This window comes from Enterobacter sp. HG048 (assembly GCF_024702055.1).
In the GTDB taxonomy this organism is placed as follows: domain Bacteria; phylum Pseudomonadota; class Gammaproteobacteria; order Enterobacterales; family Enterobacteriaceae; genus Enterobacter; species Enterobacter dykesii.
Genome location: NZ_JANLIZ010000001.1, coordinates 239,429 through 262,881 on the forward strand (window position 1 = coordinate 239,429; position 23,453 = coordinate 262,881).

Genomic DNA, 23,453 nt, shown 5'->3' on the forward strand with positions numbered 1-23,453 from the left:
TCTACCCGACGAAGGTGTATTTGATAGAGATAAGTCAGGAGGATAGTTTGAACATTAAACGAAACTGGGCGGGGGTGATCAGCTGCTTTTTGCTGTTTACCGTCGTGTGCATGTCGCTCGCTTTTAATGTGAAAGGGGCATTCAGGGCTGCCGGACACCCGGAGCTGGGGCTGCTCTTTTTTACGCTGCCGGGAGCGGCAGCCAGTTTTCTTTCCCGTAAAGGGGAGGTGGTCAAGCCGCTTATTGGCGCAATGCTGGCGGCACCGCTGTGTCTGCTGCTGATGCGCATGCTGTATGTATCAACGCGAAGTTTCTGGCAGGAGCTGGCGTGGTTGCTGAGCGGCGTCTTCTGGTGCGCCCTCGGCGCGCTGTGCTATTTGTTTGTGTGCAGCCTGATTAAGCATCAACGGCACCACAAATAAAAACGCCCTCCGGGTGAGGGCGTCTTCGCATTACTGGGCGGCAAACAGGCCCAGATGCTCTTTGGCGTAGGCTTCGAAGTCAGTGCAACCGCCGATGTGTTTCTGATCGAGGAAGATCTGCGGTACGGTTTCAACCGGCTTGCCGACGGTTTTTTCGAGATCAGCTTTGGTGATGCCTTCCGCGTGGATGTCCACGTAGCGGAAGTTGAAGTCATCGCGCTCTTCGGTCAGTTTCTCAGCCAGCTCTTTCGCGCGCACACAGTAAGGGCACCCTGGACGACCAAAAATTACTGCAAACATTTCTCTCTCCTCAAAAAACAAGCCTGACGGCGAATAGGACATATAGTGCCCGATAACCTGTCGCCATTAAAGAAGGTTTCGCCTGTCGCTTTGATACAGTAAGGCTATGTTTCGCCAATTACACCGCGCAAATCATTGCCTATACTGGCTGCCATACGGTTTAAGCAAGACAAAGAGAGACAAGATGACGCCAACCATAGACCTGCTCACATCCCACCGTTCCATTCGCCACTTCACCGACGAGCCGATTACCGAGGCGCAGCGCGAAGCGATTATTAACAGCGCCAGAGCGACCTCCAGTTCCAGCTTCCTGCAGTGCAGCTCGATTATCCGCATCACCGACCCGGCCATGCGTGAACAGCTGGTGACGCTGACCGGCGGGCAGAAGCATGTTGCCCAGGCCGCCGAGTTCTGGGTGTTCTGCGCCGACTTTAACCGCCACCTGCAAATTTGCCCTGAAGCGCAGCTGGGGCTGGCCGAACAGCTGCTGCTGGGCGTGGTGGATACCGCACTGATGGCGCAAAACGCCTTCACGGCGGCGGAGTCGCTGGGTTTGGGCGGCGTCTACATCGGTGGCCTGCGTAACAACATTGAAAGCGTGACCGAGCTGCTGAAGCTGCCAAAACACGTCCTGCCGCTGTTTGGCCTGTGCCTCGGCTGGCCTGCGGATAATCCGGATCTGAAGCCACGTATTCCTGCCGCCATGCTGGTGCACGAAAACCACTACCAGCCGGTCGATCGGGACGTCCTGAATCAATATGACGAAGAGCTGGCGAACTACTACCTGACGCGCGACAGCAATAACCGTCGTGATACCTGGACTGACCATATTCGTCGCACCATCATTAAAGAAAACCGTCCGTTTATTCTTGATTACCTGCACAAACAGGGCTGGGCGACGCGATAGTCCATTCCGCCTGCGCCTGCCTGCGTATATGATATGCAGGCTTTTTCCATGTCTTCAGAGAGGTGCAGGGTGAAAATTGCCATATTGTCCCGGGATGGAACGCTCTATTCATGTAAGCGCCTGCGAGAAGCGGCGGCGAAACGCGGGCATCAGGTTGAGATCCTCGACCCGATGTCCTGCTATATGAACATTGACCCGGCCGCCTCGTCGATTCACTACAAAGGCCGCAAGCTGCCGCACTTTGATGCGGTGATCCCCCGCATCGGCTCCCAGATAACCTATTACGGCACCGCCGCGCTGCGCCAGTTTGAGATGCTGGGCAGCTATCCGCTTAACGAATCCGTCGCCATTTCGCGCGCCCGCGACAAGCTGCGCTCGCTGCAGCTCCTCGCCCGTCAGGGGATCGATCTCCCCGTCACCGGTATTGCCCATTCACCTGACGACACCAGCGATCTTATCGACATGGTGGGCGGCGCGCCTTTGGTGATTAAGCTGGTGGAAGGCACGCAGGGCATTGGCGTGGTGCTGGCGGAAACGCGCCAGGCGGCGGAGAGCGTGATTGACGCCTTTCGGGGCCTCAATGCGCACATCCTGGTGCAGGAGTACATCGAAGAGGCGAAAGGGCGCGACATCCGCTGCTTCGTGGTCGGTAATGAAGTGGTGGCGGCCATCGAGCGCCAGGCGAAAGAGGGCGACTTCCGCTCTAACCTTCACCGCGGCGGCGTGGCGCGGGTAGCCGATATCAGCGATCGCGAACGGGAAATTGCCGTCAAAGCGGCGCAAACCTTGGGGCTGGACGTGGCGGGCGTAGATCTTCTGCGGGCGACGCGCGGGCCGCTGGTCATGGAGGTGAATGCCTCGCCGGGGCTGGAAGGCGTGGAAAAAACCACAGGTGTCGATATTGCGGGTAAAATGATCGCATGGATCGAGCGTCATGCCACGCCGGGCTACTGCCTGAAAACGGGTGGTTGAATAGATTACCGCGCACTTTTTGCGTACCCTATGCACAGATTATATTGAAGAGGCTGCACAGCGATGGATTTACAGGTCGTACCTACACTGGATACGTTACGTCAATGGCTTGATGATGCCGGAATTACGTTCTTCGAATGCGATTCCTGCCAGGCGCTGCATCTGCCTCATATGCAGAATTTCGACGGCATTTTCGATGCCAAAATCGATCTCATTAACGACGTGATCCTTTTCTCCGCGCTGGCCGAAGTTAAGCCCTCCGCGCTGCTGGCGCTGGCTTCCGACCTGTCGGCAATCAATGCCAGTTCTTTGACGGTGAAGGCATTTCTCGACATACAGGATGATAATCTGCCAAAACTGGTCGTTTGCCAGTCATTATTCTCCGGGGCAGGGCTGTCGTTCAAGCAGTTCGCCTGGTTTATGCGCTTGAGCGAAGAGCAAATTTCCATGGTTATGATGGAAGCCAATGCACACCATCTGCTGTATAGCGCGGAAGATGATGCAGAGAATAATGATGCACCTCCCAATTTTCTTCACTAAGCCTGTCTGACTTTTGCGCAGTCGCTGCCATAGCGGCTGCAGAAGGCCATTTTTTCTGCTGCTTTTAACCTTTCTTTAAAGAATTTTTCACCTCCCTGAAGGCCGTTTCGGCTTATCACGTAGACATAACCTGCATAAAAAATTGATAAAAGGCGTTTTTTCGTCTGGGCTATAGCCGGGGACACGGGCTACAGTTATTCTTGCGATGCTTAAAAAAGCGAGCGGAAGCTGCCGGGTAAAGAGGTTTCTTTTTATTTTGAGCAGAGCGACAAACTATGCATGATTATTGCATATCTTCAGATTGCACAGTTTTAGTTCGTTTGTTAACGAGCTTTCAGAAGGAATAAAGATATGATCGCCTTGAATAAAAAATGGTTATCGGGTCTGGTTGCGGGTGCTCTGATGGCCGTCTCTGCCGGCACGCTCGCTGCGGAACAAAAAACGCTGCACGTTTATAACTGGTCTGACTATATTGCGCCGGACACGGTGGCAAATTTTGAAAAAGAGACCGGCATTAAAGTGGTCTACGACGTGTTCGATTCCAACGAAGTGCTGGAAGGAAAGCTGATGGCGGGCAGCACCGGGTTTGACCTCGTGGTGCCTTCCGCAAGCTTCCTCGAGCGCCAGCTGACGGCAGGCGTCTTCCAGCCGCTGGATAAGAGCAAGTTACCGAACTGGAAAAACCTCGATCCGGAAGTGCTGAAGCTGGTGGCGAAGCATGACCCGGACAACAAATACGCCATGCCTTACCTGTGGGCGACCACCGGTATCGGCTACAACGTGGATAAAGTCAAAGCGGCGCTGGGCCCGGACGTCAAGCTGGACAGCTGGGACGTGGTGCTGAAGCCGGAAAACCTTGAGAAGCTGAAAAGCTGCGGTGTCTCCTTCCTCGATGCGCCGGAAGAGATTTTCGCCACCGTGCTGAACTACCTGGGCAAAGACCCGAACAGCAATAAAGCCGATGATTACACCGGCCCGGCGACCGATCTGCTGCTGAAGCTGCGTCCAAACATTCGTTACTTCCACTCGTCTCAGTACATCAACGACCTGGCGAACGGCGACATCTGCGTCGCGATCGGCTGGGCAGGTGACGTGTGGCAGGCGGCTAACCGCGCGAAAGAGGCGAAAAACGGCGTGAACGTCTCTTACTTCATTCCGAAAGAGGGGGCGCTGGCGTTCTTCGACGTCTTCGCGATGCCGGCTGATGCGAAAAACAAAGACGAAGCCTATCAGTTCCTCAACTACCTGATGCGTCCTGAGGTGATCGCCCACATCAGCGACCACGTTTACTACGCGAATGGTAACAAGGCCTCCGTGCCGCTGGTAAGCGAAGAAATCCGTAACAACCCGGCTATCTATCCGCCAGCGGATGTGTTCGCCAAGCTCTTCACCCTGAAAGTCCAGGATCCAAAAATTGACCGCGTGCGTACCCGCGCGTGGACCAAGGTGAAAAGCGGTAAATAACCCGTTGTTGTAGGCCGGGGAAGCGAAGCGCCCCGGCAACAGGCGCACCGTTCTGGTGCGCCTGCACCATGTTTTGATTTCTGCCGGAGAACACCCCGTGAATGACGCGATCCCCCGCCCGCAGGCGAAAGTCCGTAAAGCGCTGACCCCGCTTCTTGAAATTCGTAACCTCACCAAATCTTTCGATGGCCAGCATGCCGTGGACGACGTCAGCCTGACGATTTATAAAGGCGAGATTTTTGCCCTTCTGGGGGCTTCTGGCTGCGGTAAATCGACCCTGCTGCGTATGCTGGCCGGTTTTGAACAGCCCACTGCCGGGCAAATCATGCTCGATGGTGTGGATCTCTCCAGCGTGCCGCCGTATCAGCGCCCGATTAACATGATGTTCCAGTCCTACGCGCTGTTCCCGCACATGACGGTGGAGCAGAACATCGCCTTTGGCCTGAAGCAGGACAAGCTGCCGAAGGCCGAAATTACCGCGCGCGTGGCCGAGATGCTGAGCCTGGTGCACATGCAGGAGTTCGCGAAGCGCAAACCGCACCAGCTCTCCGGCGGCCAGCGCCAGCGCGTGGCCCTGGCCCGCAGTCTGGCAAAACGCCCGAAATTATTGTTGCTCGATGAGCCGATGGGCGCGCTGGATAAAAAACTCCGCGACCGTATGCAGCTCGAAGTGGTGGATATCCTCGAGCGCGTGGGGGTGACCTGCGTGATGGTGACCCACGACCAGGAAGAGGCGATGACCATGGCCGGACGTATCGCGATCATGAACCGCGGGAAGTTCGTGCAGATTGGCGAGCCGGAAGAGATTTATGAGCATCCGACCACCCGCTACAGCGCGGAGTTCATCGGCTCGGTCAACGTCTTCGAAGGGCTGCTGAAAGATCGTCAGGAGGATGGCCTGGTCATCGAATCGCCGGGGCTGCAGCATCCGCTTAAGGTCGATCCGGATAACTCTGTTGTGGACAACGTGCCGGTCTACGTCGCGCTGCGTCCGGAGAAGATCATGCTCTGTGAGGATCCGCCTGCCGATGGCTATAACTTTGCCGTCGGCGAAGTGGTGCACATTGCCTATCTGGGCGATCTGTCTATCTACCACGTGCGGCTGAAAAGTGGGCAGATGCTCAGCGCACAGCTACAGAACGAACATCGCTACCGCAAGGGGCAACCAACATGGGGTGACGAAGTGCGCCTGTGCTGGGATGCTGACAGTTGCGTAGTGCTGACGGTATAAGGAGCGGCCAATGAGTACACTTGAACCTCCAGCCCGCGCAGAAAAGCCTGGCGGTTTTGCCCAGTGGCTGACGCGCAAGCAGATGAAGCACGGCCGCAAGCTGGTGATCGCCATGCCGTACGTGTGGCTGATCCTGCTGTTCCTGCTGCCGTTTCTGATTGTTTTCAAAATAAGCCTTGCGGAAATGGCGCGGGCGATCCCGCCCTATACCAACCTGCTGGACTGGGCTGACGGGCAGCTGACGCTGACGCTAAATCTCGGCAACTTCCTGCAGCTCACCGACGACCCGCTCTATTTCGAAGCCTATCTGCAGTCGCTGCAGGTGGCGGCGATCTCGACGCTCTGCTGTCTGGTGATGGGCTACCCGCTGGCGTGGGCGGTGGCGCACAGCAAGCCGTCGACGCGCAACATCCTGCTGCTGCTGGTGATCCTGCCGTCGTGGACCTCGTTCCTGATCCGCGTTTACGCCTGGATGGGGATCCTGAAAAACAACGGCGTGCTGAATAACTTTCTCATGTGGCTCGGGGTTATCGATCAGCCGCTAACGATCCTGCACACCAACCTCGCGGTCTATATCGGCATTGTGTACGCCTACCTGCCGTTTATGGTGCTGCCGATCTATACGGCGCTGACGCGTATTGATTATTCGCTGGTGGAAGCGTCGCTCGATCTCGGCGCGCGTCCGCTGAAGACCTTCTTCAGCGTGATCGTCCCGCTGACCAAAGGCGGCATTATCGCCGGGTCAATGCTGGTCTTTATCCCGGCGGTAGGGGAGTTCGTGATCCCGGAACTGCTCGGCGGCCCGGACAGCATCATGATTGGCCGCGTGCTGTGGCAGGAGTTCTTCAATAACCGCGACTGGCCGGTGGCCTCTGCGGTGGCGATTGTCATGTTGCTGCTGCTGATCGTGCCGATCATGTGGTTCCACAAGCATCAGCAGAAACAGATGGGAGATCACGGATGAACAACTTACCGGTAGTGCGCTCCCCGTGGCGAATAGCGATCCTGGTTATTGGCTTTACCTTCCTGTATGCGCCGATGCTGATGCTGGTGATCTACTCCTTCAACAGCTCCAAGCTGGTGACGGTCTGGGCGGGCTGGTCGACGCGCTGGTACAGCGAGCTGTTCCACGATGATGCGATGATGAGCGCGGTGGGGCTGAGCCTTACCATTGCGGCGCTGGCGGCGACCATGGCGTCCGTGCTGGGGACGATCGCCGCGCTGGTGATGGTGCGTTTCGGCCGTTTTCGCGGCTCAAACGGGTTCGCATTTATGATCACCGCCCCGCTGGTGATGCCGGACGTGATCACCGGTCTGTCGCTGCTGCTGCTGTTCGTGGCCCTGGCGCACGCCATCGGCTGGCCGGCAGACCGCGGTATGCTCACCATCTGGCTGGCGCACGTCACCTTCTGTACCGCGTACGTGGCGGTGGTGATCTCCTCGCGCCTGCGCGAGCTGGATCGCTCCATTGAAGAGGCGGCGATGGATCTTGGCGCGACGCCGCTGAAGGTTTTTTTCATCATTACCCTGCCGATGATTATGCCGGCGGTGATCTCCGGCTGGCTGCTGGCGTTCACGCTCTCCCTTGACGATCTGGTTATCGCCAGCTTTGTCTCCGGGCCGGGCGCGACGACGCTGCCGATGCTGGTCTTCTCCAGCGTGCGCATGGGGGTCAACCCGGAGATTAACGCCCTGGCCTCTATCATCCTCGGCGTGGTCGGAATTGTCGGATTTATCGCCTGGTATTTGATGGCGCGCGCGGAAAAACAGCGCGTGCGCGATATCCAGCGTGCAAGACGCGGCTGAAGGATTTAAAATTTCCAGTGATGTGCCGCGCATGACGCGGCACTGTTTTTCAGGGAAGTAAAACATTGGGATTATTAAAAAAATCACGTATTACGCACGCGCGTCCTAACGTACCTGCACTGGTTCAGGTGGCGGCGCTCGCCATTATTATGATCCGCTGCCTGGACGTGCTGATGATTCTGAACACCCTGGGCGTGCGCGGCATCGGTGAATTCATTCACCGCAGCGTGCAGACGTGGAATCTGACGCTGGTCTTTTTGAGCAGCCTGGTGCTGGTGTTTATCGAGATCTACTGCGCGTTTTCGCTGGTCAAAGGGCGCAACTGGGCGCGCTGGGTCTATCTGCTGACGCAAATTACCGCCGCCAGCTATCTGTGGGCCGCCTCGCTGGGATACGGCTACCCGGAGCTGTTCAGCATTGCCGGTGAATCCAAACGCGAGATCCTGCGCGCGCTGTTTATGCAAAAACTGCCGGACATGCTGGTTCTGTTCCTGCTGTTTGTTCCCGCCTCCAGTCGGCGGTTCTTCCGCCTGCAATAATGTGTATAATCGCAGCCCTCGTGATTCTTGAGGTTTTCATATGCAGTGCGCACTCTATGACGCCGGATGCTGCCGCTCCTGTCAGTGGATAGAACAGCCGGTCTCTCAACAACTCACCGCCAAAATGGCCGACCTGCAACAGCTGCTGGCAGCGCACGCGGTGGGCGAATGGTGCGCACCCGTCAGCGGCCCGGAGCAGGCCTTTCGTAATAAAGCCAAAATGGTGGTCAGCGGCAGCGTTGAAAAACCGCTGCTGGGGATGCTGCACCGCGACGGCACGCCGGAAGATTTAACCGACTGCCCGCTCTATCCCGCCTCCTTTGGGCCCGTCTTTGCCGCCCTGAAACCGTTTATCGCGCGGGCAGGGTTAACGCCCTACAGCGTGGCCCGCAGGCGCGGCGAGCTGAAATATCTTCTGCTGACCGAAAGCCAACTCGACGGCGGTATGATGCTGCGCTTCGTGCTGCGCTCGGAAGCCAAGCTGGAGCAGCTGCGCGCGGCGCTGCCGTGGCTGCAGGAACAGCTGCCGCAGCTGAAGGTCATTACGGCAAACGTTCAGCCGGTGCATATGGCGATCATGGAAGGGGAGAAAGAGATTTTCTTCACCGACCAGCACGCGCTGGCCGAAAGCTTCAACGGCGTACCGCTGTGGATCCGCCCGCAAAGCTTCTTCCAGACTAACCCGACCGTGGCAAGCAGCCTGTACGCCACCGCCCGCGACTGGGTCCGTGCGTTAAACATCCAGCATATGTGGGATCTCTTCTGCGGCGTGGGCGGCTTTGGCCTGCACTGCGCGACGCCAGAAATGCAGCTCACCGGCATTGAGATCTCTGCCGAAGCGATTGCCTGCGCGAAACAGTCCGCCGCCCAGCTGGGGTTAACGAATCTGCACTTCCAGGCGCTCGACTCCACGCAGTTCGCGACCGGCCAGGGCAACGTGCCGGAGCTGGTGCTGGTCAACCCGCCGCGCCGCGGCATCGGCAAGGCGCTGTGCGACTACCTGAGCCAGATGGCGCCCGAGTACATCGTCTATTCCAGCTGTAACGCCCAGACCATGGCGAAAGACATCGCCAGCCTGCCGGGCTACCGCATTGAACGCGTTCAGCTTTTCGATATGTTCCCGCATACCGCGCATTATGAAGTGCTGACGCTGCTCGTGAAGTCTTAAACAAAATGTGAACTCTTCATTCCTGCGAAATCAGGTAAGCTTACGTCATAAGAAATCAATAAAGGCTTACCCATGAAGCAGATCCTGCTGGTGGAAGACGACCACGATATCGCGGCGCTTCTGCGACTCAATTTAGAAGACGAAGGCTACGCCATCACCCACGAGCCCGACGGAGGCAAGGCCTTACTGCGTCTTGAAAAACAGCCGTGGGATGCGGTGATCCTCGACCTGATGCTGCCCAGCGTTGACGGTCTGGAGATTTGCCGCCGTATCCGTCAGATGACGCGCTACCTGCCGGTGATCATCATCAGCGCCCGCAGCAGCGAAACCGACCGCATCACCGGGCTGGAAACCGGCGCCGATGATTATCTGGCTAAGCCGTTTTCGGTGCAGGAACTCATTGCGCGCATCAAAGCGCTGTTCCGCCGCCAGCAGGCGATGGGGCATGCGCAAACCGACGGTCAAATTCAGGCCCACGGTCTGACCATCGATCCGCTGGCGCGCAGCGTGCTGCTTCGCGGCCATGTGGTGGATCTCACCCCGCGTGAATTCGAGCTGCTGTACTTTTTTGCCCGTCATCCCGGCGAGGTCTTTTCCCGTCTGGCGCTGCTGGAGCAGGTCTGGGGCTACCAGCACGAAGGCTACGAGCACACCGTCAATACCCATATCAACCGCCTGCGCATCAAGATTGAGAAGGACGCCGCTGAGCCGGAGATTATTCGCACCGTCTGGGGCAAGGGCTATAAATTTTCGGAGCCAAATCATGATGCGCCGCTTTAGCCTGAGCCAGCGCCTGACGCTGCTGTTCATCCTGCTGATGATGCTCTGCGCCACCGTCGCCTGCGCGGTACAGCTCTACAGCAGTACGCAGTACGGTAACGCGATGGTGCAGCGGCTGTCGGGCGGGCTGGCGCAGCAGATCGTTCAGCGGGAACCGATTCTGGACGGGCAGGGCAGGGTCGACCGAACGGCACTTAAGCCGCTGTTCGATCGGCTGATGACCTTTAATCCGAGCGTTGAGCTGTACGTCGTCTCCCCGGACGGCGATATCCTCGCCGATGCCGCACCGCCGGGTCATATTCAGCGGCAAAAAATCGACCTGGCGCCGGTGCAGAGCTTCCTGAGCGGCGCGCCCATGCCGGTATTGGGCGACGATCCTCGCAGTCAAAATAAAAAGGTCTTTAGCGCCACGCCGCTGCGGCAGGACGGCGAGTTAAAAGGCTACCTGTACATTATTTTACAAGGCGAGGAGTCCAACACCCTGGCGGAAATGGCCTGGCACAAGGCGCTGTGGAGCACGGTGCTGTGGTCAATGCTGTGGGTCGCGCTGTTTGGCCTGCTGGCAGGTTTACTGGTCTGGTACTGGGTCACGCGCCCGGTAAAACAGCTGACTGTCGAAGTCGCCGGGCTGGAGCAGGACAGCATCAGTGCTATCAGGCAGCTGGCGGCACAGCCGTCGGACGCGGCGGCAAAGGATGAAGTGGCGATCCTGCGCAACAGTTTTATCGAGCTGGCGCGCAAAATCACCCGCCAGTGGGACCAACTGGCTGACAGCGATCGCCAGCGCCGGGAATTTATCGCCAATATCTCGCACGACTTACGCACGCCTCTGACCTCGCTGCTGGGCTATCTGGAAACCCTGTCGCTGAAGTCCGCCACGCTGACGCCGCAGGAGCACCAGCAGTATCTCACCACCGCGCTGCGTCAGGGGCAAAAAGTCCGTCATCTTTCGCAGCAGCTGTTCGAGCTGGCGCGCCTTGAGCACGGCGGCATTAAGCCGCAGCGCGAGCGTTTCGCGATGGGGGAGCTGATTTCCGACGTGGCGCAGAAGTTTGAGCTCACCGCCCGCACGCGCGAGGTGAATCTGCATATTGACGTGCCGGGACCGCTGCCGCTGATTAACGCCGACGTGTCGATGATCGAACGCGTGGTAACCAACCTGTTGGATAACGCGATGCGCCATACGCCATCTGGTGGGGAAATTCGTCTGGCGGTCTGGCAGGAGAATGAACGGCTTCAGGTTGAAGTGGCTGACAGCGGAACGGGCGTGGATGCCGCGCTGCGCGACGATCTTTTCCAGCGGCCATCGGCGTTGAATACCCAGGCATCGCGGGAGAATCGCGGTGGGCTGGGGCTGTTAATCGTGAAACGTATGCTGGAGCTGCACGGCGGCGGGATCAGGCTGATGGAGTCGGTGAGCGGGGCGCGGTTCAGGTTCTTTGTGCCGTTGTGAGAAATTGCCGGGTGGCACGGCCTACAGACTACCACCCCCGTAGGCCGAGCCACCCGGCAAAAAAATCTTACTGCGGGAACCACTGCTCGCTGATTTTCTGGTAGGTGCCGTCCGCTTTAATCGCCTTCAGCGCACCGTTCAGTTTTTCCAGCAGGGCTTTGTTATCCGGACGTACCGCGATGCCGAGGCCCGTACCGAAGTACTGCGGATCGGTCACTTTTTCCGTTGCGGTGCCCAGCTGCGGGTTGGTTTTCAGCCATTCGTTCACCACGGCGGTATCGCCGAACACGCCGTCGATACGGCCATTTTTCAGGTCGATAATCGCGTTCTGGTAGCTGTCATAAGCCACGGTTTTCACTTCCGGATGCTTATCCTGGAGGTATTTCTGGTGCGTGGTGCCGTTTTCCATTCCGATGCGTTTGCCTTTCAGCTGATCGAAAGAGGTATACGCGCCTTTCTTCGCAATCACCACCGCCGAGTTGGCGTAGTACGGGTCGGTAAACGCCACCTGTTTGCTGCGCTCAGGCGTGATGTCCATCCCGGAGATCACCGCGTCGTATTTTTTGAACTTCAGCGACGGGATCAGGCTGTCGAAGGCATGGTTGGTAAAGGTGCAGTCGGCCTGCATTTGTTTGCATAGCGCTTTCGCCAGGTCAATGTCGAAGCCCACGATCTGGTTGCTGGCATCCAGCGATTCGAACGGCGGATAGGTGGCGGACACGCCAAAATTGATTTTATCAGCTGCGGATACGCCAGCGGCGAAGGTGGCGAGTAATGCGGCCAGAACTAACTTTTTCATTGTAATACTCCCGTCTGTCTTATTGATGCGCCGTGTCTGCGGCATGGATGTACAATGCCAGTTAATGAATTTATATGCAATAAAAATGATTAAGTATTATTTATCTGGCAAAAAAAAGCGGATAACCCATCAGGTTACCCGCTTCATGAATTTAGTTTTATGCACTCGAGTGGTTAATTTCTGCGCTCAAACGCCAGCGCTTTACGCTCGATCAGGCGCATCATCAGCGTCAACAGGCCGTTAACCACCAGATAGACCACGCCTGCCGCACCGAACACCATCACGTCATAGGTGCGCCCGTACAGCAGCTGTCCGTGACCCATTACCTCCATCAGGGTGATGGTGTAGGCCAGAGAGGTACTCTTGAACACCAGCACCACTTCGTTGGAGTAAGAGGAGAGCGCGCGCTTAAAGGCGTATGGCAGCAGGATCGCCAGCGTGTCTTTCTTGCTCATGCCCAGCGCCCCGCAGGACTGCCATTGTCCTTCCGGAATGGCGCGGATCGCCCCGTAGAACAGCTGGGTGGTATAGGCCGCACTGTTCAGCGAAAGGGCAATCAGGGCACACAGCCACGGTTCAGAGAGCAGATGCCAGATAACCGGATACTCCTGCAGCGACGGAAACTGGCCCGGGCCGTAGTAAATCAGGAAGATCTGCACCAGCAGCGGCGTACCGGTAAACAGGGTGATGTAGCCGCGCACAATCCACACCAGCACCGGCGTTTTCAGCGTCAGGATGATGGTGAAGATGAGGGCCAGGATCAGCGCCACGATAATGGACGCCACGGTCAGCGTCAGGCTGGTGTGCAGCCCTTTCATCAGCTCGGGGAAATATTCAAGCATCAGCCTGGTCTCCGTTCAAAGCGCGTCGCACGCAGGTCAATACGCTTGAGGATGTACTGACTGAGCAACGTGATCACCAGGTAGATAGCCGCCGCCACAATGTACCAGGTAAACGGCTCCTGGGTACGGGTGGCGATGCTTTTGGTTTGCAGCATCAGATCGTTAACGCTTATCAGGCTCACCAGCGCGGTATCTTTCAGCAGCACCAGCCACTGGTTGCCGAGGCCCGGCAGGGCATGGCGCCACATCTGCGGCATAACCAGACGGAAGAAGATGGCTGATTTCGACAGGCCTAACGCCTGGCCGGACTCCCACTGCCCCTGCGGCACGGCTTTCAGCGCTCCGCGCAGCGTTTGCGACGCGTACGCGGAGTAGAGCAGGGAGAGGGCAATCACGCCGCACAGGAACGGGCTGACGTCGAAGTTTTCAATCTGCATCTGCACCGGGATCTGCGCAAAGCCGAGATTGAGGGTGAAGCCGTCAGACAGCGTGAGCAGCAGCTGTGAGGAACCGAAATAGATAAACAGGACCACCAGAATTTCCGGTAGCCCACGCAGCACGGTGACCAGCGCGGAGCCTGTCCAGGCGACGGGGAACCATTTCGCGGATTCCCACACCGCAAAGAACATCGCCAGCACGAGGCCGATAATCAGTGCGCAAACGGCAAGGCCGACGGTCATCCCGGCGGCGCTTGCTAAAGGAAAAATTTCATTCATCAGGAATTACTTCTGGAACCATTTTTTGTAGATGGTTTCGTAGGTGCCGTCTTTCTTCACTTTTTCCAGCGCAGCGTTGAATTTCTGCTGCAGCTCAGTGTTGCCCTGACGAACGGCAATCCCCAGACCGGTACCGAAGTAATCCTTATCGGTCACTTTGTCGCCCACTGGCGCCAGCTTGTCGTTCGCTTTCAGCCACTCGGTCACAACCGCGGTATCACCAAATACGCCATCGATACGGCCATTTTGCAGATCCAGCTTCGCGTTCTGGTAGCTGTCATAAGGAACGGTGGTGATTTCCGGATGTTTATCCATGATGAATTTCTGGTGCGTGGTGCCGTTCTGCACGCCGACTTTTTTGCCTTTCAGCTGATCGACAGAAGTGAATTTACCTTTCTGACCAATGAACAGGGCGGAGTTGTCGTAGTAAGGCGTAGAGAACAGAACCTGCTTTTCACGCTCCGGGGTAATGTCCATACCGGCCATGACGGCGTCGATACGGCGGAACTTCAGGCTTGGGATCAGGCTGTCGAACGCCTGGTTGCTGAAGGTGCAGGTCGCGTCGATCTCTTTACACAGGGCGTTAGCCAGGTCAACGTCGAAGCCAACAATTTTGTTATTCGCATCAATGGACTCAAACGGAGGGTAAGAGGCTTCCGTGGCGAAACGAATGGTCTGGGCTGCGGTAGCGGAAAGGGTAACGCCAGCAAGCAGCACGGCAAGTAATACTTTTTTCATTATATTTCCCCTGACACAATCAATGAGATAAATAGTTTTTGAAGGCATCGGTTTGCGGGTTCGCGAAGCAGCTCGCATCACCTTGCTCAACGATATAGCCGTTTTCCATATAGACCACTCGGCTGGCGGTTTTACGCGCCACTTCCACTTCGTGGGTAACGATAACCTGCGTAATATTGGTTTCCGCCAGCTCGCGAATGATGCTGACGATCTGGGCGGTGATTTCCGGGTCCAGCGCCGCGGTCGGTTCATCAAACAGCAGTACCGCAGGCTCCATCATCAGCGCGCGGGCAATGGCTACGCGCTGCTGCTGACCACCGGAAAGGTGCAGCGGAAAGCGGTCGCTGTATGGCTTAAGACGCAGACGATCCAGCAGCTTTTCGGCGCGCGCGATCGCCTGATCCTTGCTTAGCCCCAGCACGCGGCACGGCGCTTCAATCAGGTTTTGCAGGACGGTCAGATGCGGCCAGAGATTGTATTGCTGGAAGACCATGCCGACGTTTTGACGCAGTTCGCGAATCGCTTTATCAGACGGCGTTTTTGCGAAGTCAAAATGGTTACCGGCAATCGCCAGCGTACCTGAACGGGGCATTTCAAGCAGATTAAGGACGCGCAGAAGGGAGCTTTTGCCTGCACCGCTTGGGCCAAGCAAAACCAGCGTTTCGCCTTCCGGGCAGTTCAGCGTGATGTCAAACAGCGCCTGGTGTGCGCCGTAGAAGCAGTTAATGCCGTTTAGTTTAATACTCATCGGGGCAGTCTTTACTCATCCAGGCAATCTATAGCAATTGAGGCCGCAGATAGTACCGTTGACAGAATAGTTATGCAATATTTCTGCGTTAAAAGTTAAATATAACCCGTGTTTCCTCTTAAACATAGCACAAAATAGCGAACGGTAAGGTCGGCGAGTATAAATGTCGGCATTCCGCATGAAATGCCGCACATTTTACGGGGGTTACCGGGTTGTATCGGCGGGTTTAGCGATTCTCAATCGACTGGCGAAGCGTGCCTGCCGGGGCATGGACGCTGCCGCCCACGTAGCGCACGTCGTCAACCGCCCAGCACTGTCCTTCACGGATCATCAGCACTTCATCCTGCCAGGTTTGGGTTCCCTGCGTCAGCTTCACGCGCAGCGGAATATTGCGGGCATCCGTGTTCGGTATGGTCGACGCGCTGGCTACTTCAGCGCTGTCCGGCAGCGTGGCGCGGCTGGAGAACGGGTCGGATTTCAGCAGGGCGTTATGCTGCGGATCGCGGGTGGCGTCGTTAAGCAGTTTTGCCAGTCCATCGCTCAGATACGGGCGCAGGCCGGTGAGATCGTTGCTGCGGTGCTGAATGCGATAATCATAGAACTGCTGCGCCACGGCGTCCGGGCCGCCCTCAATGCAGGGGCCGCTGCGGGTACCGATATCCTTAAAGGCTGGCGTGACCGTGGTGGTACAGGCGCTGAGCACCAGCGCGCAGGGCACGAAAAGTGTTAAAGCAGAATAGCGCATGTTGATTTCCTTATTTATTAACTATCCTTTCAATCATAGCGTAACGAACCGATAATGCTGTGCCTAAGGCATTGAACGCTAAAGAAGGAGAGAAACCATGCAGTTTTCTACAACGCCAACCCTGGAAGGGCAGACAATAACCGAGTATTGCGGCGTGGTCACCGGTGAAGCGATTCTCGGCGCCAATATCTTCCGTGACTTTTTTGCCGGTATCCGCGATATCGTGGGCGGTCGCTCGGGTGCATACGAAAAAGAGCTGCGCAAAGCGCGTGAAATCGCCTTTAAAGAGCTCGGCGAGCAGGCGGAAGCCCTCGGTGCGGACGCGGTCGTGGGGATTGACATCGACTACGAAACGGTCGGGAAAGATGCCAGCATGCTGATGGTGAGCGTAAGCGGTACGGCGGTGAAAACCCTCCGATGAGGCGTTCGCTTGCCACGCTCCTGCTGGCGCTGCTGCTGGCAGGATGCGTCACGGAAAAAGGGATTATCGACAAAGGTGCCTACGAGCTGGACACGCGCCATCAGGCGCAGGCGGCTTACCCGCGCATCAAGGTGCTGGTGATCCACTACACCGCGGATGACTTTGACAGCTCGCTGGCCACGCTGACGGATAAGAACGTCAGCTCTCACTATTTGATTCCGGCTAACCCCCCGGCACCGGACGGCAAACCGCGCATCTGGCAGCTGGTGCCTGAAAGCGAACTGGCCTGGCATGCGGGCATCAGCTTCTGGCGCGGCACCAACCGGATTAACGATACGTCTGTCGGCATTGAGCTTGAGAACCGTGGCTGGCAAAAAACGTCGGGCGTTAAGCAATTTACCCCGTTTGAGCCTGCGCAAATTGCGGCGCTGGTGCCGCTCGCCAAAGACATTATCACCCGCTACAACATCAAACCTGAAAATGTGGTGGCCCATTCGGACATCGCCCCGCAGCGCAAAGACGATCCCGGCCCGCTGTTCCCGTGGCGTGAGCTGGCGCTGCAGGGGATTGGCGCATGGCCCGACCCGGCACGAGTGGCGTTTTACCTGAACGGCAAGCCGCGCGATGAGCGCGTGGAGCCGCAGGTGCTGCTCGATCTGCTGGCGCGATACGGCTATGAGGTGACCGATAACATGACGAACTCACAGCAGAAGCGCGTGATCGTCGCGTTTCAGATGCATTTTCGCCCGGCACGCTGGGACGGCGTGGCCGATCGCGAAACGCTGGCTATCGCGGAGGCGCTGCTGGAGCGCTACGGGCAGGGGTAATCCTTCGGGTTACCCGACTCCACTTTTTCACGGTCTTCTTTTGGACTGATTTTTAATCACATTCATCGCGTTGATGATTTATAGTTTTCTCAGTCGAAATTACTCGCAAACGTGGTTGAAAATATATCAGCACGATAAATAAGAAACGCCGATCTGCTAACGTTTTAGCTTTACTTTACATTTGTTAAATGGACTACGCATTTATGCGCTGTGATTGCGCACGTTCACCTTTTCAATTTAATTTAATAGGTATAACTATGTTAAGTATCTATGGTAAAAATAGCCGTCCACAAGCTGAAATCGACGCTATTATCGCGGCAACTGAAGGTCTTGAAGAAAGAACCTTACGCAAATGGCAGCGTATCAGTACCGATAACAACGAAGATATTCATTTTATCGTTAGCGGTGAAGTTGAATTTCGTCGCGAGTCGGATGAACTGTGTATGTTCACCTTACAGAATAAATGTATTTTTGGTCTCTCCTCTATTTATTACAACTCAACGCATATGTACGGCCTGGTTCGTGCCAATACCGTGGTGCGCACCCTTAAAAAAGAGGATTTTTTCCGTCTGATGAGCGAAAAAAATCTGTGGGAAGCCTTGAGTAAAGTCCTCTCCTGGTACGTTTGCCTGCTCAGCAAGCGTGACGAAGTGCTGGTGGCCCGCAGCGCGTACTCGATTGTTCGCGAATTCTTGCTGGAAATTAACGAACTGATGGTACACCATCAGCGCGACATCAATATTTACGACTATATTCAGGAATATACCAGCCTGGCCAGGAGTACCATTATTAAAATTCTCGCCGACCTGAAGAAAGGTAATTACATTCAGGTGGACAAAGGTCGTCTAATGCATTTGTCAGCACTGCCGGAGAAATATTAATCGCTTTCCAACTCCTTTTTAAGTGAAAGGGGCGATATGTTTCAGTGAATTATTTGCCTGCGTTCCTGCCGTGGTTTCCTCCTCGGGAGGCGTGGGCATTTTCCCCTGCGAATAATCTTTTTCCTGTTCTTTTAACGCCTTCATTAATAATGCCTTGATCGCCCCGTCATCAACGTTCTGATGGTTCACCTCTGTCCCTGGCAATGTCTCCCGGGAAATATCATGCGGCATTTCACCGTCGGGCGCCTGCTGCCAGTCGGCATCGCCGCTATCAATGGGCATCTCCTGCAGCGGCGGCATCTCTTTTGTCACAGGTTCTTGCTTTGGTTCAGGCTGCGGGAACGGTTTACTGACATAGACATAATGCATATCCGATAGCGTCGTTTCTGGCTTAACGGCGCTCGCTTTTATTGGCTCAGGTACCGGATGGCGCAGATCCCAGTAGAGATGAGCGTAGAGTCCCGCAGCGATCGTCATCACTATTCCCATCGCCCAGATCAGGGTGGAACAGACCACTTTTTTCAGCGAGGGGCGCCGGTAAGAAAACCAGACCGGTGCGTTCAGGGTATAGCTGCGCTGGGCAGCCAGAGTAATCGTCGACATTATGAATGCTTCTCCTGCGCGGTGGGGGCCGCAGATATATTTGCGGACTGAATAAGTACGCTTGGCGTTGTCCTGGCTTCACGCATTAACTGCATCAATGTATCTTCACCCGCAATCCCGTCCACATGCAGATGCATTTTCTGCTGAAACTCGCGGGTACGTTGCATCAGTTCGGCGGTCCACACCTTTGCGTGGGTTTCGGGCAGATTCAGCGCCAGGCTAAGCTGCCGATCCATCCAGCCCAGATCTTTGGCGCTGCTTTCGGCGCTCACGGCATCTTTCCCCTGCGGCGTAAGACGGTGCAATTGGGTGTAATTGCCCGTTGCATGCTGGTTAAACCAGCTGCGGCTCACCTGCCAGGTGCGATTATTCATCAGCAGATCCAGCGAGTTATCATCTACTCTGGCCACCACGACATAGTTCAGGTGATCGCCGGTTTTGATCTCGCCGATCCACGGGTACCCCTCTTTCGCCAACTCCTCGACCGGCGCGCTGCCCTCCTTACACATCAGGTTGACCCGCCCGGCATTCTGGCAGTTTGCCTCTTCCATGGTGGCGTCATAACCCCACATGGTATAGAGCTGATGCATCGCATCGGGCTTATTCACCACTTCATTATCAATAACCGGCACCGCTGGGGCGTCGGTTTTTGGCGCTTGCGGTTTCCAGCTCGCCATTACGGGCAGCTCTACCGGCAGCCTGGCGGTAAGGGTGGGCATGAATGTCCAGCCGCAGGCGGCAAACAGTACAGAGGCAAAAAGACCCATAACGGCAAGGCGTTTGCCCTTCGGTTTCGCCGGCAGAACTTCTCCGGCGGCGAGGCGCAGATGGCGCGGCGATACCTGCGCTGAACGCTCGGTCCAGGCGGCTAGCATCGCAAGGTGCGCCAGCTCGTTGAGTTTGCCAGCCTGTCCTTTGGTCAGAACGTGCATCTTGCGCATGCGGGCCCGGGTGAACGGCGTCGCGTCGCTGCCATGCGCTTCACACTGGGCCTGAACATAGCTCAGGGACTCGCGGCAGGTGAGGGGCCGGAGCGTGTGATGCGTATGAAGAGATTCACGCAACCCGGACTGCAGGAGGGTGGCTTCCTGGTCGGCCGATCCCATTAGCACAATCGACAGAGGCACATCCAGCTCCTGCGCGCGGGTTAACAGCATGGACAGTGCGTCATGGCAATTCGCTTTCATCGACTGAATATGCGAAATGACCAGTACTTTACGCGTGGTTTTGCGGGACAACATCTCGTCCTGCCACTGGCGCAGCACAGCATCAATCGCCTGGATCCGGGTTTTGCTCTCATTGGTGGTGGTGTTGAGTTTATAGAGCAGGCCGTTGGCGCTGAGTTTCGGGAAGGCGTTAATGGCGAGCAGCGTGCCGTCATGCTTTTTCAGCGCATCGCAAAACTGCGAGGCAAGATAGCTGTCGTCGCTAAAGAGCGCGGTGACGCCTGTTGTCTGGCACTTCTCTTTCAGCAAACCGAACACATCCTGATGATACGGAACAAAAAAATCACCTGGCATCCGGGTGACAACCCGGAAAGGCTGGGTAGCGAAATTAAAATGGCGCATATACATAGCGTATTACCGTCTCTTTTATTCATAACAAGGAGCCGGAAAAGTAAAGGATACAGGCGGAAGGGGCAATTTGAATGGAGGGTAAAAATACTCGGTCTGCGCTTCTATCATAGGTTTATTTAGCGATCAATCTTTTTCTAAATTATTGTTAGCGGAAGTGTTAATGGGCGGGAGCGAGGAAACACATTAGCATTTGCACCACTCACTCATACAGCCCTGTGCTGTGAATTACTGACTGGCAGAAAGGCTCGTTAAAAATGCGGATGTCATTTGTTACTCAATTGATTATGCCCTGCGTCATGTTTGTGCTGCTTATTTTCTGCGGCCAGCAAGGGTATATGGTTTATAAAGATTATAAGAAAGTGACGAACAGGTTGTCTGATTCAAAAAAGAATACGCAAAAAAAAAGTCACGATGAAACCCAGTTTGTACTTTTTACGCCGGCGGTGATGCCTGCGAAACAGCCAGCGGCGGTGAAAAAGCCGCTCAGTGCGGAAATCGAAGGTATTCTCAGCAGCGATGAAGCCTGGCTGTCCTTTGCGGTGATAAAAACCCCCGCCGGACAAAAGAGCTATCGCGAGGGCGAAATGCTCGCCGGTTTTGACAATGCCTATATTGCCGAAATTCATGCCGATAATGTGGTGGTGAATTATGAAGGCGCACCGCAGGTTATTTCACTTAACAAGCCAGACTATTTCAAAGGCGGCGTGGATAGCGCCCCGGTAACCAAATCGAAGAAAGATGCAGGGTTGGATAATCTGCATCTGGATGATTATCTGGTGTTAAAACCGTTAATCGAAAAAGGCCAGCTGGAAGGCTACAACATTAATCCACGCAATGCGTCGTCTTTCTACAGCCATGCTGGCCTGGAAAAAGGTGATGTGGTGGTAAAAGTTGACGATGTGGATATGACTAAAGAGGCGCAGGCAAAAGAGATCGTTGCCCGCTGGTCAAAAATGAAAGAAGCGGATGTCATTATTCGGCGTCACGCTCACCTTGAAAATATTCGGGTCAATGTTCTAAACAATTAATAAGTGTACAGACATGAAGAAATTTCCATGGGCGTGCGTAGCGCTGACCGCATTGTCGTTATATTCAGGTTCGCTGTTCGCGGCGAACTTTAGCGCCAGTTTTAAAAATACCGATGTCCGCGAATTTATCGATACCGTTGGGCGTAACCTCAATAAAACCATTCTGGTCGATCCTTCCGTTCAGGGAACGGTGTCGGTCCGCACCTACAACGTACTGACGGAAGATGAATATTACCAGTTCTTCCTGAGCGTGCTGGATCTCTATGGTCTGTCGGTGATCCCGATGGATAACGGGATGGTGAAAGTCGTGCGCTCGTCGGTGGCCCGCATGTCGGGCGCACCGATTGCCGACAGCAAAAACCCTGGTAAAGGCGACGAAATCATCACTCGCGTGGTGCGGATGGAGAACGTCCCGGTACGTGAGCTGGCCCCCCTGTTGCGTCAGCTGAACGACGCCTCCGGCATCGGCAACGTGGTCCATTTTGAACCGTCAAACGTGCTGCTGTTAACCGGCAAAGCCTCGGTGGTTAACCGCCTGGTGGATCTGGTGCAGCGTGTGGATCAAAGCGGCGTCCAGCGCCGTGAAATCGTGCCACTGCGTTTTGCCTCGGCCAAAGAGCTTTCTGACATGTTGAACAACCTCAACAACGAAGAGCAGAAAGGGCAAAACGCCCCGCAGCTGGCGACCAAAGTGGTCGCCGACGATGAAACCAACAGCCTGGTGATCAGCGGCAGCCCGGACGCGCGTCAGCGCACCCGAATGCTGATCTCCCAGCTCGATCGCGAGCAGAACAACGAGGGCAACACCCGCGTCTTCTACCTGAAATACGCCAACGCCAGCAAAGTGGTGCCGGTGCTGACGGGCATCGGCGAGCAGCTGAAAGATAAAGCGGGTGGCGGCAAGAGCAAAGCCGCGCCGATGGCAGGCGATTTGAATATTACCGCCGACGAGTCTACCAATTCGCTGGTGATCACCGCCCAGCCAAACGTCATGAATTCACTGGAAAAAGTGATCGACAAGCTGGATATCCGCCGTCCGCAGGTGCTGGTGGAGGCGATCATCGCCGAAGTTCAGGACGGTAACGGTCTGGATCTGGGCGTGCAGTGGACCGGTAAACACGGTGGGGTTCAGTTTGGTTCGACCGGCCTGCCGATCAGCCAGATCAAGAAGTCAAAAGTCATTGGCAGCTATACGGGCCTGGCGACCGGTTTCTTTAACGGCGACTTTGGCGCGCTGATGACGGCGCTGTCCACTAACGGCAAAAACGACATTCTGTCGACACCGAGCGTGGTGACGCTGGATAACAAAGAGGCGTCGTTCAACGTCGGCCAGGATGTTCCGGTCCTCTCCGGTTCACAGACCACCAGCGGCGATAACGTCTTCAACTCTGTTGAGCGTAAGACCGTCGGTACCAAGCTTAAAATCGTTCCGCAAATCAACGACGGCGACATGATCCACCTGAAGATTGAGCAGGAGGTCTCCAGCGTCGACAACAGCGCGACGGAAGACGCCAGCCTCGGCCCAACCTTTAACACGCGCACCATCAACAACGAAGTGATGGTCCACAGCGGGCAGACGGTGGTGCTGGGGGGATTGATGGAAAACGCCACCAAACAGTCGGTCTCGAAAGTCCCGCTGCTGGGCGATATTCCGGTAGTGGGTCAGCTGTTCCGCTATACCTCCCAGGACAGCGCCAAACGTAACCTGATGGTGTTTATCCACACCACCGTACTGCGCGACGACGACAACTACGGCGCGGTGTCGGAAGAGAAATATGAACAGATCCAGGCGCGTCAGCAGCAGCGTATGGAAGAGCACAAGCTGGGCATCGTAGAGAATGCTGATTCACCGATGCTGCCAGCCTATCCGTCCCAGAACCACGCCGCGCCGGTGAGCGCCAGTGCGCCGGTGTCGTCCCGCAACCCCTTTAAAGAGTAAGGCGGAG

General features: G+C 56.0%; 26 protein-coding genes. 17 read left to right on the plus strand and 9 right to left on the minus strand.

The annotated features are described in order from the left end of the window. The first annotated feature begins 47 nt into the window (after positions 1–47). The gene (locus NUX24_RS01190; RefSeq protein ID WP_214576294.1) at positions 48–422 is read left to right on the plus strand and encodes an inner membrane protein YbjM; all 375 of its coding nucleotides are present in this window, start codon (positions 48–50) and stop codon (positions 420–422) included. 30 nt (positions 423–452) lie between these two features. On the opposite strand, the gene NUX24_RS01195 is transcribed toward NUX24_RS01190, so the two are convergent. Then, positions 453–722: a GrxA family glutaredoxin gene (locus tag NUX24_RS01195; protein ID WP_006809455.1), complete on the minus strand. Its 270-nt coding sequence runs from the start codon at positions 720–722 to the stop codon at positions 453–455. A gap of 184 nt (positions 723–906) precedes the next feature. On the opposite strand from NUX24_RS01195, the gene nfsA reads away from it, so the two are divergent. From nfsA to NUX24_RS01250, 11 genes are all read left to right on the plus strand, one after another. Continuing rightward, the gene (nfsA, locus tag NUX24_RS01200) at positions 907–1,629 is read left to right on the plus strand and encodes a nitroreductase NfsA (protein ID WP_047653162.1); all 723 of its coding nucleotides are present in this window, start codon (positions 907–909) and stop codon (positions 1,627–1,629) included. A 69-nt stretch (positions 1,630–1,698) separates the two neighbouring features. Next, on the plus strand, positions 1,699–2,601 hold the full coding sequence (gene rimK, locus NUX24_RS01205; protein ID WP_029739445.1) for a 30S ribosomal protein S6--L-glutamate ligase: 903 nt from the start codon (positions 1,699–1,701) through the stop codon (positions 2,599–2,601). A 63-nt stretch (positions 2,602–2,664) separates the two neighbouring features. Then, positions 2,665–3,141 carry a YbjN domain-containing protein gene (locus NUX24_RS01210; RefSeq protein WP_257829419.1) on the plus strand — a complete coding sequence of 159 codons (477 nt, stop codon included), beginning with the start codon at positions 2,665–2,667 and terminating at the stop codon, positions 3,139–3,141. Positions 3,142–3,492: 351 nt separating this feature from the next. Next, on the plus strand, positions 3,493–4,605 hold the full coding sequence (potF, locus tag NUX24_RS01215; protein WP_008503444.1) for a spermidine/putrescine ABC transporter substrate-binding protein PotF: 1,113 nt from the start codon (positions 3,493–3,495) through the stop codon (positions 4,603–4,605). Positions 4,606–4,702: 97 nt separating this feature from the next. After that, positions 4,703–5,836 (plus strand): putrescine ABC transporter ATP-binding subunit PotG, encoded by a 1,134-nt coding sequence (gene potG, locus NUX24_RS01220; RefSeq protein WP_024907855.1) that lies wholly within the window; start codon positions 4,703–4,705, stop codon positions 5,834–5,836. A gap of 10 nt (positions 5,837–5,846) precedes the next feature. Continuing rightward, entirely contained in the window at positions 5,847–6,800 is a 954-nt protein-coding gene (gene potH / locus NUX24_RS01225; RefSeq protein WP_257829423.1) for a putrescine ABC transporter permease PotH, read from the plus strand. Next, the gene (gene potI / locus NUX24_RS01230) at positions 6,797–7,642 is read left to right on the plus strand and encodes a putrescine ABC transporter permease PotI (protein ID WP_047653159.1); all 846 of its coding nucleotides are present in this window, start codon (positions 6,797–6,799) and stop codon (positions 7,640–7,642) included. The genes potH and potI overlap by 4 nt, the downstream gene beginning before the upstream one ends. 65 nt (positions 7,643–7,707) lie before the next feature. Then, complete coding sequence (locus tag NUX24_RS01235; protein ID WP_024907853.1) at positions 7,708–8,181, plus strand: YbjO family protein; 474 nt, start codon at positions 7,708–7,710, stop codon at positions 8,179–8,181. Between the two features lie 40 nt (positions 8,182–8,221). Beyond that, entirely contained in the window at positions 8,222–9,349 is a 1,128-nt protein-coding gene (gene rlmC, locus NUX24_RS01240) for a 23S rRNA (uracil(747)-C(5))-methyltransferase RlmC (RefSeq protein ID WP_257829427.1), read from the plus strand. A 72-nt stretch (positions 9,350–9,421) separates the two neighbouring features. After that, positions 9,422–10,129, plus strand: a complete 708-nt coding sequence (locus tag NUX24_RS01245; protein WP_257829429.1) for a response regulator transcription factor — start codon at positions 9,422–9,424, stop codon at positions 10,127–10,129. Then, the gene (locus tag NUX24_RS01250; protein WP_257829431.1) at positions 10,113–11,582 is read left to right on the plus strand and encodes an ATP-binding protein; all 1,470 of its coding nucleotides are present in this window, start codon (positions 10,113–10,115) and stop codon (positions 11,580–11,582) included. Before NUX24_RS01245 ends, NUX24_RS01250 begins: the two co-directional genes overlap by 17 nt. A 67-nt stretch (positions 11,583–11,649) precedes the next feature. On the opposite strand, the gene artJ is transcribed toward NUX24_RS01250, so the two are convergent. The 6 genes from artJ to NUX24_RS01280 all read right to left on the minus strand — a co-directional run bounded on the left by artJ (position 11,650) and on the right by NUX24_RS01280 (position 16,170). Then, entirely contained in the window at positions 11,650–12,381 is a 732-nt protein-coding gene (artJ, locus tag NUX24_RS01255; protein ID WP_047653154.1) for an arginine ABC transporter substrate-binding protein ArtJ, read from the minus strand. 173 nt (positions 12,382–12,554) lie between these two features. Continuing rightward, the gene (gene artM, locus NUX24_RS01260; RefSeq protein ID WP_023310940.1) at positions 12,555–13,223 is read right to left on the minus strand and encodes an arginine ABC transporter permease ArtM; all 669 of its coding nucleotides are present in this window, start codon (positions 13,221–13,223) and stop codon (positions 12,555–12,557) included. Further along, positions 13,223–13,939 (minus strand): arginine ABC transporter permease ArtQ, encoded by a 717-nt coding sequence (gene artQ, locus NUX24_RS01265; protein ID WP_025756069.1) that lies wholly within the window; start codon positions 13,937–13,939, stop codon positions 13,223–13,225. Before artQ ends, artM begins: the two co-directional genes overlap by 1 nt. A gap of 6 nt (positions 13,940–13,945) precedes the next feature. Beyond that, complete coding sequence (gene artI / locus NUX24_RS01270) at positions 13,946–14,677, minus strand: arginine ABC transporter substrate-binding protein ArtI (RefSeq protein WP_033145049.1); 732 nt, start codon at positions 14,675–14,677, stop codon at positions 13,946–13,948. A gap of 19 nt (positions 14,678–14,696) precedes the next feature. Continuing rightward, positions 14,697–15,425 carry an arginine ABC transporter ATP-binding protein ArtP gene (gene artP / locus NUX24_RS01275; RefSeq protein ID WP_047061479.1) on the minus strand — a complete coding sequence of 243 codons (729 nt, stop codon included), beginning with the start codon at positions 15,423–15,425 and terminating at the stop codon, positions 14,697–14,699. A 226-nt stretch (positions 15,426–15,651) separates the two neighbouring features. Next, the gene (locus NUX24_RS01280) at positions 15,652–16,170 is read right to left on the minus strand and encodes a lipoprotein (RefSeq protein WP_047653153.1); all 519 of its coding nucleotides are present in this window, start codon (positions 16,168–16,170) and stop codon (positions 15,652–15,654) included. A 97-nt stretch (positions 16,171–16,267) separates the two neighbouring features. Here NUX24_RS01280 and NUX24_RS01285 point away from each other — a divergent pair, with 97 nt between their 5' ends. The 3 genes from NUX24_RS01285 (at position 16,268) to NUX24_RS01295 (ending at position 18,299) form a co-directional block, all read left to right on the plus strand. Further along, entirely contained in the window at positions 16,268–16,591 is a 324-nt protein-coding gene (locus tag NUX24_RS01285; protein ID WP_023310944.1) for a heavy metal-binding domain-containing protein, read from the plus strand. Continuing rightward, a complete protein-coding gene (locus NUX24_RS01290) occupies positions 16,588–17,418 on the plus strand; it encodes an N-acetylmuramoyl-L-alanine amidase (RefSeq protein ID WP_214576299.1) in 831 nt (276 codons plus the stop codon). The genes NUX24_RS01285 and NUX24_RS01290 overlap by 4 nt, the downstream gene beginning before the upstream one ends. Before the next feature lie 257 nt (positions 17,419–17,675). Continuing rightward, positions 17,676–18,299, plus strand: coding sequence for a helix-turn-helix domain-containing protein (locus NUX24_RS01295; RefSeq protein ID WP_047653151.1), 624 nt, complete (start codon positions 17,676–17,678; stop codon positions 18,297–18,299). 18 nt (positions 18,300–18,317) lie between these two features. On the opposite strand, the gene NUX24_RS01300 is transcribed toward NUX24_RS01295, so the two are convergent. Continuing rightward, entirely contained in the window at positions 18,318–18,902 is a 585-nt protein-coding gene (locus NUX24_RS01300; protein ID WP_257829442.1) for a hypothetical protein, read from the minus strand. Beyond that, positions 18,902–20,476, minus strand: coding sequence for an ExeA family protein (locus NUX24_RS01305; RefSeq protein ID WP_257829444.1), 1,575 nt, complete (start codon positions 20,474–20,476; stop codon positions 18,902–18,904). The genes NUX24_RS01300 and NUX24_RS01305 overlap by 1 nt, the downstream gene beginning before the upstream one ends. 299 nt (positions 20,477–20,775) lie before the next feature. On the opposite strand from NUX24_RS01305, the gene gspC reads away from it, so the two are divergent. Then, entirely contained in the window at positions 20,776–21,507 is a 732-nt protein-coding gene (gspC, locus tag NUX24_RS01310; protein WP_214576404.1) for a type II secretion system protein GspC, read from the plus strand. A 13-nt stretch (positions 21,508–21,520) separates the two neighbouring features. Next, entirely contained in the window at positions 21,521–23,446 is a 1,926-nt protein-coding gene (gene gspD, locus NUX24_RS01315) for a type II secretion system secretin GspD (protein WP_047653146.1), read from the plus strand. Positions 23,447–23,453 lie beyond the last annotated feature (7 nt).